This is a genomic window from Actinomyces sp. Z5, assembly GCF_003287795.1.
Lineage (GTDB): Bacteria > Actinomycetota > Actinomycetes > Actinomycetales > Actinomycetaceae > Actinomyces > Actinomyces glycerinitolerans.
The window spans coordinates 85,130-96,820 of sequence record NZ_QMIN01000049.1 but is presented as its reverse complement, the minus strand read 5'-3'; the positions used below and the strand labels follow the sequence as shown (position 1 = coordinate 96,820).

At 72.6% G+C, this 11,691-nt stretch carries 12 protein-coding genes; 3 read left to right on the top strand and 9 right to left on the bottom strand.

Annotated elements, in window-relative coordinates:
- From DRB06_RS06785 to DRB06_RS06770, 4 genes are all read right to left on the bottom strand, one after another.
- Positions 1–315: DUF3499 domain-containing protein (locus DRB06_RS06785; RefSeq protein WP_146750826.1), on the bottom strand; the 315-nt coding region annotated here is incomplete at its 3' end.
- 56 nt (positions 316–371) lie between these two features.
- Entirely contained in the window at positions 372–815 is a 444-nt protein-coding gene (locus tag DRB06_RS06780) for a metallopeptidase family protein (RefSeq protein ID WP_234416120.1), read from the bottom strand.
- A 98-nt stretch (positions 816–913) separates the two neighbouring features.
- Entirely contained in the window at positions 914–1,564 is a 651-nt protein-coding gene (gene hpf, locus DRB06_RS06775) for a ribosome hibernation-promoting factor, HPF/YfiA family (RefSeq protein WP_073327129.1), read from the bottom strand.
- A gap of 179 nt (positions 1,565–1,743) precedes the next feature.
- Positions 1,744–2,571 carry a phosphoribosyltransferase family protein gene (locus tag DRB06_RS06770; RefSeq protein WP_111819470.1) on the bottom strand — a complete coding sequence of 276 codons (828 nt, stop codon included), beginning with the start codon at positions 2,569–2,571 and terminating at the stop codon, positions 1,744–1,746.
- 297 nt (positions 2,572–2,868) lie between these two features.
- Here DRB06_RS06770 and secA point away from each other — a divergent pair, with 297 nt between their 5' ends.
- A complete protein-coding gene (gene secA / locus DRB06_RS06765; RefSeq protein ID WP_111819469.1) occupies positions 2,869–5,772 on the top strand; it encodes a preprotein translocase subunit SecA in 2,904 nt (967 codons plus the stop codon).
- A gap of 11 nt (positions 5,773–5,783) precedes the next feature.
- Here secA and DRB06_RS16365 read toward each other — a convergent pair whose 3' ends face one another.
- The 4 genes from DRB06_RS16365 to DRB06_RS06745 all read right to left on the bottom strand — a co-directional run bounded on the left by DRB06_RS16365 (position 5,784) and on the right by DRB06_RS06745 (position 9,988).
- Positions 5,784–6,461, bottom strand: a complete 678-nt coding sequence (locus DRB06_RS16365; RefSeq protein WP_220092989.1) for an Rv3235 family protein — start codon at positions 6,459–6,461, stop codon at positions 5,784–5,786.
- Positions 6,462–6,516: 55 nt separating this feature from the next.
- Positions 6,517–7,440, bottom strand: coding sequence for a peptidoglycan-binding protein LysM (locus DRB06_RS06755; RefSeq protein WP_258522175.1), 924 nt, complete (start codon positions 7,438–7,440; stop codon positions 6,517–6,519).
- A gap of 140 nt (positions 7,441–7,580) precedes the next feature.
- Positions 7,581–9,314: a hypothetical protein gene (locus DRB06_RS06750; RefSeq protein ID WP_258522174.1), complete on the bottom strand. Its 1,734-nt coding sequence runs from the start codon at positions 9,312–9,314 to the stop codon at positions 7,581–7,583.
- Entirely contained in the window at positions 9,314–9,988 is a 675-nt protein-coding gene (locus tag DRB06_RS06745) for a hypothetical protein (RefSeq protein WP_073327774.1), read from the bottom strand. The genes DRB06_RS06750 and DRB06_RS06745 overlap by 1 nt, the downstream gene beginning before the upstream one ends.
- A 112-nt stretch (positions 9,989–10,100) precedes the next feature.
- On the opposite strand from DRB06_RS06745, the gene DRB06_RS06740 reads away from it, so the two are divergent.
- A complete protein-coding gene (locus DRB06_RS06740; RefSeq protein ID WP_073327121.1) occupies positions 10,101–10,334 on the top strand; it encodes a helix-turn-helix domain-containing protein in 234 nt (77 codons plus the stop codon).
- A gap of 142 nt (positions 10,335–10,476) precedes the next feature.
- On the opposite strand, the gene DRB06_RS06735 is transcribed toward DRB06_RS06740, so the two are convergent.
- Complete coding sequence (locus DRB06_RS06735; protein ID WP_111819467.1) at positions 10,477–11,001, bottom strand: Fis family transcriptional regulator; 525 nt, start codon at positions 10,999–11,001, stop codon at positions 10,477–10,479.
- A gap of 174 nt (positions 11,002–11,175) precedes the next feature.
- Here DRB06_RS06735 and DRB06_RS06730 point away from each other — a divergent pair, with 174 nt between their 5' ends.
- A complete protein-coding gene (locus DRB06_RS06730; RefSeq protein WP_073327118.1) occupies positions 11,176–11,664 on the top strand; it encodes a DUF6912 family protein in 489 nt (162 codons plus the stop codon).
- Positions 11,665–11,691 lie beyond the last annotated feature (27 nt).

Below are 11,691 nucleotides of genomic sequence, written 5' to 3'. Positions count from 1 at the left end.
GGGGCGGCCGGCGTGCTCGGCGGGCCGGGGTCGGGGCTGCGGCGTCCGCGAGGCCTCGCGGACGGCGTCGGCCAGGGCGGTCAGGTCGTCCTCCGACGGCGGGGCCGGCTGGAAGTCGGTGGCGAGTCGGATTACCTGCCAGCCGCGCGGCGCCGTGAAGGACTCGACGTGCTTCTCACACAGGTCGTAGGCCTCGGGCTGGGCCTCGGTGGCCAGCGGGCCGAGCACGATCGTGGAGTCGGCGTACACGCTGGTCAAGGTGGCGACCGCCGGGTTCTCACACCCGGGTCTGCGGCAGTGTCGGACTCTTCTCACGCCCGCAGGCTACCGCCGGGCGGCCGCCTTCCGTGGGAGCCGCGGCGCGGGCCGGTTCACAGATCCGGGTCGATCTCCTCCGGACGGCGGCCGAGCATGAGGGCCACCTGCTCCACCACCACACGCCGTACGAGCTCGACCAGTTCGGCGTCGTCGCCGGCCCGAGAGGTGATCGGACGCCGATACAGGACGATGCGTGCGGGCAGGCCGGCGCGCGGCTCGGCTGCGAAGCCGCGCCCGAGGACGACGCCGTGCTCCCACGGTGCCGGGTCAGAGGGGGGAACCTCCTCAACCGCGAACTGCATCTGGGTGATCTCCGGGTGACGCCGGGCCAGATCGTCGGCGGCGGCGATGACCATGGCGTCGAAACGCTCGGCTCGGGTACGCCAGGCGGGCAGGTTGGGCGGCAGCAGCGGCCCGCGCAGTCCGCGCCCGTGCCGGTCGCGCCGGTGCGGGGAGGCGGGGATGCGCGCCGGGGGCAGATGGGAAGGCCGAGGCACGCTCCCACCCTAGACGATTCCCCCAACCGCAACGCCTCCGCCCCGCGTACGGCTGCTGCGTACGCGGGGCGGAGCGGAGGGGCGACGGGCCAGGCGGGTCAGTCGTCGGTGGTGACGCGCGCGTTCAGGCGGATGACCCCGTAGGTCCAGCCGCGCCGGTGGTAGACGGCGCAGGGCTGCATGGTGGACTTCTCAATGAACAGGTAGAACGGGTGGCCGACCAGCTCCATCTGGTACAGCGCCTCGTCCACCGTCATCGGTACCGCCTCGTGGAGCTTCTGACGCACCACCACCGGGGAGTCGCCCAGCTGGGATTCCACGGCCACGCCCGGCTCGGTGGGCGCGGAGGGGGAGTCTTCAATGGGCAGGTCGTTCGTCTCCGGGACTTCGGGCTCCTCGGCGGCGGCCTGCGGTGTCGGCTCGGGCACCTCAACGATGTGGCGGCGGTGGTTCTTCTTGCGGTCCCGTGCCCGGCGCAGGCGCTCGGTGAGCTTCCCCATGGCGATGTCGAAGGCGGCGAAGCGGTCGGAGGAGCTGGCCTCGGCCCGGATCACCGGGCCCTTGGAGATGACGGTGATCTCCGCGCGCTCGGCGGTGTCCGCCTGACGCGGGTTGCGCTCGTGGGTGATCTCGACCTCGACACGTTGGACGCGCGGGTCGAACTGCGCGACCTTGGCGGCCTTCTCCTCGACGTAGTCCCGCAGCCGGGAGCTGATCTCCGCGTTGCGGCCGACGACGGTGATGTCCATGGTGGAACCTCTTTCTGAGTCCAGGTGATCCTTGTGAGGGGATCGGGCTAGGGAAAGCACCCGCCGCACCTCGCGGCGAGCTTCGGAGTGGTCAGCCACCTCCTCCTTTGCTGCCGGCGGACCGCCGGGGCGGAGCCATCCTTGGCCTCCGCGCTGCCATGTGCGTTACGACACATAACTTACACCATTTCCGTGGGCCGCAGGTTCACCCCGTCACCGGGGACGACTACGGGTCGGCTACGGGCCGGTGGGGGCGCGGCGGCCACCACCAGAGCGCCGCCGAGGACCGCTCCCGCCCCCGTAAGCGCCCGAGCACAGGCGCCCAGGGTCGCCCCCGTGGTCACCACGTCGTCGACCAGCACCACCGCCATGCCGCGCACCGGCGCCACCAGCCGCGGCGGCACCGCCCGGTTGGCGCGCCGCTGGGCGGCCGAGCGCCCCGTCTGGTGCGCGCCGCCCGCCCGTGTCCGGCGCCGCAGCACATCCGCGCTCGCCACCGTCACCGGGCCGGGGCCACTCGGCCCGGACGCCTCGGTCCGGACCGCCTCCGGCCAGCCGACGGCCAGCCCCCGGGCCACGGCGTCGGCGAAGTCCGCCGCCACCAGGCGGCCGCGCAGCCGGCGCCCCAGGCCCGAGGGCGCCGGAATCACCAGCAGGCACCCGCTGGCCGCGGCCGCCGTCACCGCGTCGGGGAGCAGGTGGGCGGCCAGCCAGCTGCCCGCCCGCTCGCCCGCCGCGGCCATGACCGGGCCCAGATCCTCGCGCGCCCCGTTCTTCCAGCCCAGCACCAGGGGGCGCACCGGCCCGGTATAGGCGGACAGTGCCCACACCGTCACCCCTCCGGCGGCGTCGACGTGCTCCACCCGGTGCGGCGGCGCCGCCAGCAGCGCCGCGCAGTCCGCGCACAGGGGCGTGTCCCAGCGTCCGCAGCCGGCGCAGCTGACCGGCAGGCCCACACGCAGCGCGTCGGCGAGCACCCCGAGGAACCGGGAAGACAAACGAGCCATGTCCGCCAGTGTGCGCCCGCCCGGCCCTGTCGCCCAGGTCGATGAACGGGTTATCCACAGCGCGGCGGGGCGGGCGGTCGCGAAGCCGGCCTGTGGACGCCGACGGCGGAACACGGAGGGCGGTTCGGGGCTGCCCGACGGTCTATGCGGTCAGCGATAGTGGGCCATGCGCCGGGGCGCCGGCGGCCCGATGGCATACCATGGCCGCGTCTGTGCTCGGTTAACCGGGCATGAGGCCCGTCGGGCCGGGCAAGCAGTCGCGGCGGGAGTCCACCACCTACCAGGGGAGAAAGCAGCGTGTCGATCGTCGACCGGATCCTTCGCATCGGTGAGGGGCGCACCCTCAAGAAGCTCGATGCCCTCGCCACCCAGGTTGAGTCGCTCGCGGAGGACTACAAGGACTTCACCGACGCCGAGCTGCGCGAGCAGACCGCGGACTTCAAGCAGCGCTACGCCGACGGGGAGACCCTTGACGAGCTGCTGCCCGAGGCCTTCGCCACCGTGGTGGAGGCGGCCGACCGCGTGCTGGGCCAGCGTCCCTACCACGTGCAGATCATGGGCGGTGCCGCCCTGCACCAGGGCAACATCGCCGAGATGAAGACCGGTGAGGGCAAGACCCTGGTGGCCACCATGCCCTCCTACCTGCGGGCCCTGACCGGCAAGGGCGTCCACGTGGTTACCGTCAACGACTACCTGGCGGAGTACCAGTCCGACCTGATGGGGCGCATCCACCGCTTCCTGGGGCTGAGCACCGGCTGCGTGCTGGCCACCCAGCGTCCCGCCGAGCGGCGCAAGCAGTACGCCTGCGACATCACCTACGGCACCAACAACGAGTTCGGCTTCGACTACCTGCGCGACAACATGGCCCAGCGTCCCGAGGACCTGGTCCAGCGCGGGCACGCCTTCGTGATCGTCGACGAGGTCGACTCCATCCTGATTGACGAGGCCCGCACCCCGCTGATCATCTCCGGCCCCGCCACCGGGGACGTCAACAAGTGGTACAAGGAGTTCGCCAAGATCGCCGGGCGGCTGCGCGCCGGCCGCGACTACGAGGTCGACGAGAAGAAACGCACCATCGGCGTCCTCGCCCCCGGCATTGAGCGGGTGGAGGACTACCTGGGCATCGAAAACCTTTACGAGTCCGAGAACACCCCCCTGATCGGCTTCCTGAACAACGCCATCAAGGCCAAGGAACTGTTCCACCTGGACAAGGACTACATCGTGCGCGACGGCGAGGTCCTCATCGTCGACGAGCACACCGGCCGCGTCCTCCCCGGACGCCGCTACAACGAGGGCATGCATCAGGCCATCGAGGCCAAGGAGCGGGTGGACATCAAGGCCGAGAACCAGACCCTGGCCACCATCACCCTGCAGAACTACTTCCGCCTGTACCCGGAGGGCTCGCGCGCCGGCATGACCGGCACCGCCGAGACCGAGGCCGCCGAGTTCGCCGGCACCTACGGCATCGGCGTGGTGCCCATCCCCACCAACAAACCGATGATCCGCGTGGACCAGCCCGACCTGGTCTACACCAACGTGGCCGCGAAGCTGGCGGCCGTCGTCGACGACATCGCCGAACGCCACGAGCTCGGCCAGCCGATTCTGGTGGGCACCACCAGCGTGGAGAAGTCCGAGCAGCTCTCCCAACTGCTGGATGAGCGCGGCATCCCCCACCAGGTTCTCAACGCCAAGCAGCACGCCCGCGAGGCCGCCGTCGTCGCCCTGGCCGGGCGCAAGGGCGCGGTCACGGTGGCCACCAACATGGCCGGCCGCGGCACCGACATCATGCTCGGTGGCAACGCGGAGTACATCGCCGTGTCCGCCCTGAAGGAGGCGGGCCTGGATCCCGAGGAGAACGCCGAGGAGTACGAGCGGGCCTGGCCCAAGGCGCTCGCCGCGGCGCAGGAGTCCTGCGCCGCGGAGCACGATGAGGTGGTCGAACTCGGTGGCCTGTACGTGCTGGGCACCGAACGGCACGAGTCCCGCCGCATCGACAACCAGCTGCGCGGCCGCTCCGGACGCCAGGGAGACCCGGGCGAGTCCCGCTTCTACCTGTCGATGGAGGACGACCTGATGCGCATGTTCGCCTCCGGCGCCGCCCAGCGCATCATGAACTCCGGCGCCTACCCCGACGACGTGCCCATCGAGTCGAAGATGGTCACCCGCGCCATCGCCTCCGCCCAGCGGCAGGTCGAGGCGCGCAACTACGAGATCCGCAAGAACGTCCTGAAGTACGACGACGTCATGACCGAGCAGCGCGAGAAGGTCTACTCCGAGCGTCGTCGCGTCCTGGACGGTGAGGACCTGGAGCCGCAACTGGAGAACTACCGCGCCCAGACCATCGGCACCATCGTGGCCTCCCGCACGCAGGAGGGCCGCCCCGACGAGTGGGATCTGGACGCCCTGTGGGACGACCTCGCCCACGTCTACCCGGTCAGCGTCACCCAGGAGGACCTGATCGAGGAGGTCGGCGGCCGCGACCTGCTGTCCGCCGAGCGGCTGACCGCCGAACTCACTGATGACGCCGCCGTCGCCTACGAGGACGCCGAAAAGCGTCTGGATGACAACTCCATCGCCCGCGCCCAGCTGGGCGAGGAGCCCATGCGCACCCTGGAACGGCGGGTGCTGCTCGCCGTCGTCGACAAGCGTTGGCGCGAGCACCTGTATGAGATGGACTACCTCAAGGAGGGCATCGGCCTGCGCGCCATGGCCCAGCGCGACCCGCTGGTGGAGTACGCCAACGAGGGCGCGCACATGTTCAAGGCCATGATGGAGGGCATCCGCGAGGAGACGGTCGAGCAGGTCTTCGCCAACGCCGCCCGCTTCGACGCCGCGGCCGCCCGTGCCGCCGCCGAGCAGGAGGCGCAGGACGCGGAACAGGAGTCCGCCGCCGGCGGCACCAAGGCCGGCACCCGCAGGCGGGGGAGCACCGGCAAGCGGGTCCAGGCCGGCTCCGTGCTGGGCACCACCGGCCAGGAGCCCATGAACCAGCGCATTACCTACACCGCGCCCAACGAGGACGGCACCGCCACGGCCGCCCCCGCCCGATCCGCCCAGGGGCGAGTGGCTGCGAAGCCCGTACGCACCGCTGATGCGGGCGTGACCGGCGCAGGCGCCGCTGCCGGCGCGAGCCAAGCGGCCACGGCGCCGGCGGGCAACCGCAAGCAGCGGCGGGCGGCCGCCAAGAAGCGGCGCAAGTAGCTCGGGCGATTTCAGGCGATCTCCAGAGCGGCCAGTAGCCAGCGGCCCCGGAAGGCCTCCAGCCGGGCCGCCGCCGCGCGTACGCGGGAACCGTCGTCGAGCAGGATCGTCACCTCACAGGTGCCGTGTTCGGGGCGCTGGGCGTGCACGGAGCGGGGGCGCATGCGCGTGGGCGCCCGCCCCAGCAGTCTGCGGGCCAGGCCCGCCCGGCGGGCAAGGGCCGCGAACAACTCCGGCGTGGTCCAGCGGGCGAGGTGATCGGCGCTGCGGTGACCGGACAGCACCTCCGCGGCGGCGGTCACGACGACGGCCGCGAAGCGCGCCGGGTCCGGCATGGGGGCGTCGGCGCCCGGGGTGCTCGGGCCGGTGGCGGTGCCGGATGCGAGCGCCGCCGTAGTGGGCACGATCTCCGGTCCGGCGGCGCGCCGGTTGCGCTCTTTCAGGGCGGGGCGGAAGGACATCCGATCCCAGCCGCGAGGCTGCTCGGCGCCGTCCGGGCCGGTCTCGCGCGTCACCGTGCTGCCGGACGCGGTGGCGGGCAGGCGCCGCACCTGGAGCGGGCGTGGCTGCGGCGTCGTCTCGGAGCGTCGTCTCGGGTGTGCGGGCTGCCGCTTCGGCACGCGGCTTGATTCCGATGCTGTTACCGGCCCGGTGCGGGGCGCGGTCGCGGGTGCGGCTAGGACTGACATGGTGGTTCTCCTGGGGCGGGGCGGTGTCGGTGAACGCGGAGGCGCTGCGGGGCGCTCACGAGTCGGATGGGTCGGTGAGAGCGGGAACGGTCAGGAGCGTTCCGGGGTGAATGAGCCCGGGGTCGGTGCCGATCGTTTCGACGTTGGCCTGATACAGATGGGGCCAGGCGGCGGCGATGTCGGCGGTGGCGGCCTCGGGACCGAGCAGACTGGCGGTGATTGACCACAGGGACTCGCCGACGGCGACGCGGTGCGAGGCGGCGACCGTGGGCTCGCCGATTGTGGTGGGGGAGCCTCCCGCGACGGCTCCGGCCGAGTGACTCCTGGTGGTAAGCGGGTCGGTCAACTGCGCGCCCGGGTTGTCGGCATCGGGCAGCAGGGGGACGTGCGCCGTGGCCTCTGCGGTGGGCGTGGGCACGGCCGGCGCAGTGGCGGCCGGAGATGCGAGGGCTTCCGGTTCGATGGCCTCCGGCGTGCCGGGCTGCGCCGGGGCATTCACGGTGGGCTGCCAGCCCAGGTCATCGGTGTCCGGTGCGGAGTCGGTGGCGGCCAGCGCCGGGCTCGTGGTGATGCCGACGACGAGAACACCACCGGCGATCCGCCGCACCAGGGGAGCACCCCAGCGGCGCAGTAGCCGGACCGCCGCCCCGGCGTCGTGGTTCCGGAAGCCGGCGAGGGTGCCCGCACGGGTGGAGCGGCGCAATACGACGAGGGCGACGACGACGGACACCAGATGCCACAGTGCGCCCACCGCGCCGGCGCCGCAGGCCAGCGCGGTGATCGCTGCGGACAGTTGGCTGGCGCCCCACCAGGCGGGCGGCAGCGCCAGCAGGCTGCGGACACTTTGAGCTGCTGTGCCGAGCAGCACCGGCATGGCCGCGGCGCAGGCCAAACCGAGGCAGGCCAGACGGGCGCTGCCGAGTGCGGCGCGTCGGCGGGCCACCGGATCGGGAGTGAGTATCCACGTTGATGCACTCATGTGTCATCCCATCGCCGTTGATCATGTTTGATGATGTTAGATCATCGTCGATGGGTGCAGGTGTGTCAAGCGGGTCTCAGGTATGCGTTGAATCCGGGTGTGTGCGTCCGATTTGGACCGGCTTGACGAAGAAGTCTCGATCAGGCGCGGTGGCGGCCCGAGCGGCGGCGCGCGGAGCCGTCTGGCGCGGACCGCGCCAAGGGGGCCTGGGGATCCACGGCCGCGATCGCGGAGCGGGCAGCGACGGTACCCGGGGCGGCAACGGGACCCTCCTCCGGCGGTGGCGGCGGTGCGGGCGTGGGGGCGCCCACGGCGGGACTGCTCACCGCGCCCGTCGGCCCGGCGCTTGGCGCCGCGGCAACGCGCTCGCTCGTGGCTTTCGGCCGTCGCTGGGTGTGCAGCCGGGAAGTCAGACGGCGTAGCCGAACGCCACGGCCGGTATGCCCCGCCCGGGCCGAGGCACCCGAGCGCGGGTCTACGCGATCAACCAGTTCGGCCAGTGCCCGTCCCAATGGTGAGCCAGGTGCGGCCTCGAGCACGCTGCGTCCCTCCATCAGACAGCGGTCAGCCGTCTGCGCATCGTCGGGCAGCACGACGACGTCCTCCAGATCGCCGAAGCGCGCCAGCGCCTCCCGCACCGCTCGCTGCGGAGACGGCCCCGCGGCGGAGGCGCGCACGCGGTTGACTACCACCTCGACGCGCCCGTTCGGCCGCAGGTCGCCGTCCAAGTCATCCATGAGCTGCAGCAGTCGGCGCACCCCGATCGGATCGCCGGCGCCCACGATCACCACGACGTCCGCGCTGCGCAGCAGATCCGCCGTCACGGCGCCGCGCCCCGGCTCCAGGGTGAAGTCGTCCACGGCGTCGTCGATCTGGCCTCCGGCGACATCCACCACCGTCCAGGCGGCCGCCCGCCGGCAGTGCGCCCACACCTCCGGCATCGCCGCGGGCGGCAGCTCTCGCCAGCGGCCGGGTCGCCCCAGCCCGGTCAACAGCCGACGGCCCCCGCTGACCGGTATGAGTATGCGGTCCAGGGTCTCTGCGTCCAGGCGGCCGCGCGAGGCCAGCCGCGCCGCCGTCGCCAGCGCGGAGGAGTCCTCGGGCAGCCCGAGCAGCTGGGTCAGACTGGGCGCCTCGATGTCGGCGTCAACCAGGATGGTGTCGCCGGCGAGTCCGCTGGCCAGGGCCGCGGCCACGGTGGTGCGCCCCGGCGCGCCGTGCGGGCCCCACACCACCACCAGCCCGCCGAGCTCGGCGTCCCCGGCGACAGTGGCCCTGGCGTGAGCAGTCGCGGGCGCACCGGCCGGACTCACGGCCTCCGGCTGCGGCGAGAAGCTCGGCGGCAGTGCGGGCGTGGGTGCCGCGTCGAATTCCTCCCACAGGTCGGCCGCGGCCACCGCCCCCGCAGGCGGGGCCGAGGCTGTCGTGGTAGACGCTGCCGCCGCGGCCGGGGTCGCGGTCGTGGGGGCGTCCGGACGCGGGCCCGGCGAGGAGGTGTGGCCGCGGGCGATCAGTTGCAGGCGGGCGCACACCGCGGCGGCAGGGGCGGCGGTGGACTCCACCGGCCAGCCGGCGCTCTCCCAGCGCTCGCGGTCGCCGTTCGGTGCCAGCAGCAGGCCGGTTACTCCGGCCCGGTTCAATCGGTCCAGCACACTGCGGTCGAGTTCGTCAAAGTCCGTGCCGACGACGGCGAGTGTTCCCAGCCCAGCCAGGGCGGCGCCGAGCAGCTCGGCCGTGTCCGCACAGCGGCGCACCACCCGCATGCCCGAGCCCGGCGTGTCGATGGCGCGCAGGATGTCGGCGTCGTCGCCCAGCGCCAACAGGACGCCGCGCGGCCCCGGGGGTGTCATCCCGTCTTGGCTCGCGGCCGCCATCACTGCCCCTGGCCGGTGGGCACGAGTACGAGGGGTCCATTGGCCCCGACGGCGGTGAGCACGTCGGCGACCGCGTCCTGGGGGACGAGTACCTCCACCTGCACGCTGGTGCCGCCGATGATGGAGGCGCCGGCCTCCCCGACGGAGGAGATCGTCAGCCCCCGGGCCACGACCTCGGCGGCACCGGCCTCCTGCCCGGCGACCGGGGCGGTGGGAAGGGCCCACAGGTCAACGACGTCGCCGGCGCCGGTGCCCGTGGGCAGGCCGGAGGCGACGTCGAGTACCACGGAACGCAGGTCGACGTCTCCGGCGGCTCCGACCGCTCCGGACGGCAGCAGCTCTCCGGCCTGGAGCGAGCGGGTGGCGACGGCGTCCGCGGGCAGGTCCCCCGCGGTGACGTAGGCGGCGGTGCCGGGGTGGGAGTCGACCAGCGTGAGCACCCCGTCGGCGTTCAGGTCGGTGCCGGGGGCGACGTCCTGGGCGAGTACGTAGATCTGTTCGGTGTCCGCGGCGGCGTTGACGGCCCAGGTGCCCATGGCCACGGCCGCACCGATCAGCACCAGTCCGCCGGCGAGCCGCGGATCCTTCCAAGTGGGGCGGCGCAGGCGACCGGGCGCTGGGCGGCCGGGGCTGGTATTGGGGGCGTGGGGTGCGCTTCGCTGCGCTGAGCTCACGGGATCCTCCTCGATCATGAGCGTGACCTTTGGATGCTCTGAGAGCATCATTGGCTATCCACAAGTATGTTCAACTATGGCGCATACGGCAAGATGATGAGAGCATAGTGCCATGCCGGATAAGTTTCTGACCATCGCCGAAGTAGCCGAGCACCTCCAGCTGTCCGCCCAGGGGGTGCGTGCCCTGATCCAGTCCGGGGAGCTGCCCGCAATCCAGGTGGGGGCACGGCACCTGTGGCGGGTTCCGGAGAGTGCCTTCGACGAGTACGTGGAGCGGCAACTGGCCGCGACTCGTCAGATGGTGGCCTCCGGGAGCGCCAAGACACCCCGATCCGTGAACGCCTAGGCCACCGAGCGCCGAGCCCGGGCCAAGACAACGGCCCGGGCCAAGACAACGGCCCGGGCCAAGACAACGGCCCGGGCCAAGACAACGGCCCGGGTCGTGACGCCTGCGGTCGGATCGGTGCCGTTTCTGCTGCCGCCACTGCTTACCGGCTGCGGATCACATCGATCACCGCCAGCGCAATGGTGATCGCCCCGGGGGCGTGCCCGGACACCGGGTCGCGGGCGACGTCGATGTAGTCGGCCCCCACCCGGGCGAGTCGGCCCGTGACCTCCTGCGAAGCGCAGATCACGCGCACCCGCGTGCCCGCGCGGGCGAACTCCCGCAGCGCTCCCTGGAGGCTGGGGCGGTGGTGCCCATTGAGTGCCGGTGCGGGACCGGGCAGGGGCGAGGCCAGTGCGACCGCCTCGAGTGGCACGAGCGACTGGATCCCCTCGCCTTCATCCAGCAGCACGAAGGCGTCCTCCGCGCGCCGCACCACGCCGTCGACGGCGGCCCCGCCGCGCGTGCGCAGGTGCACGGTGCGGCCGACGGCGCCGCGCAGCCGGTCGGCCAGGTGCAGGGCGGCGATCTCCGCCTCCGCGAGGTCGGCGGCCTCGGCGGCGATATTGGTGCGCCGCTCGGCGTCGAAGCGGCTTTCCAGATCGGTCAGCAAGCTGTCCCAGTTCATACCGACAGCCCACCACATCGGCCCCGCCGCGCCAAGGGGACGTTAGTCGTAGCCCGCGCGTGCCGGTTGGGGCGGTGAACGCGTGCGGCGTTGGGGTGCGTGTGAGGGAGGCCCGGGTGGCGTGCGCGCAGTGGCAAGTGCGTGCCGGGACCGGTTTCGGGGCACACTTGCCCCATGCGCGTCTACCTGCCAGCCACCGCCGCCGACCTGTCCGCGGACTCGATCAGCCCCCGCACCGCCCACGCCGCCACGCCCGCGCTCGCCGCCGTGTTCCCCGAGGAGGACCAGGAGGGGCTGGAGGTCTCCGCCAGCCTGTGCGCCGCGGACTCCTCCGTAATGCTGCTGGCTGTGCCCGGCGCCGAGGCCCTGGCCGACCGGCGGGTGGTGATCGCCGCCGACGTCGAGGAGGAGCAGGTGCGGGAAGTGCCGGCGGGCGACGACGTGCTGCCGGGAACGGTTGAGTTGACCGCGCCAGTGGAGTGGGACGCCGTTGCGGCACTCCTCGTGGATGAGGCGGACGCCGAGCCCGATGTGCGCGCCGCCCGCACCGGTGACGAGGCCGCCTTCGAGCGCGCCGCCGACGCGGATCTGCTGTGGTACGACGTGTCCGAACGGAACGCACTCGCCGAGGAACTGGGTGCCGGCCGGCGACGTCTCCGCTGAGGCCACAGTGCCGCCCCCGAGGCCGCT

Excerpts from the sequence above, each read along its gene's own strand:
- hpf (WP_073327129.1), bottom strand. The coding sequence starts at position 1,564 with ATGGACATCACCGTCGTCGGCCGCAACGCGGAGATCAGCTCCCGGCTG.
- DRB06_RS06770 (WP_111819470.1), bottom strand. The coding sequence starts at position 2,571 with ATGGCTCGTTTGTCTTCCCGGTTCCTCGGGGTGCTCGCCGACGCGCTG.
- DRB06_RS16365 (WP_220092989.1), bottom strand. The coding sequence starts at position 6,461 with ATGTCAGTCCTAGCCGCACCCGCGACCGCGCCCCGCACCGGGCCGGTA.
- DRB06_RS06755 (WP_258522175.1), bottom strand. The coding sequence starts at position 7,440 with ATGAGTGCATCAACGTGGATACTCACTCCCGATCCGGTGGCCCGCCGA.
- DRB06_RS06750 (WP_258522174.1), bottom strand. The coding sequence starts at position 9,314 with ATGGCGGCCGCGAGCCAAGACGGGATGACACCCCCGGGGCCGCGCGGC.
- DRB06_RS06740 (WP_073327121.1), top strand. The coding sequence starts at position 10,101 with ATGCCGGATAAGTTTCTGACCATCGCCGAAGTAGCCGAGCACCTCCAG.
- DRB06_RS06735 (WP_111819467.1), bottom strand. The coding sequence starts at position 11,001 with ATGAACTGGGACAGCTTGCTGACCGATCTGGAAAGCCGCTTCGACGCC.
- DRB06_RS06730 (WP_073327118.1), top strand. The coding sequence starts at position 11,176 with ATGCGCGTCTACCTGCCAGCCACCGCCGCCGACCTGTCCGCGGACTCG.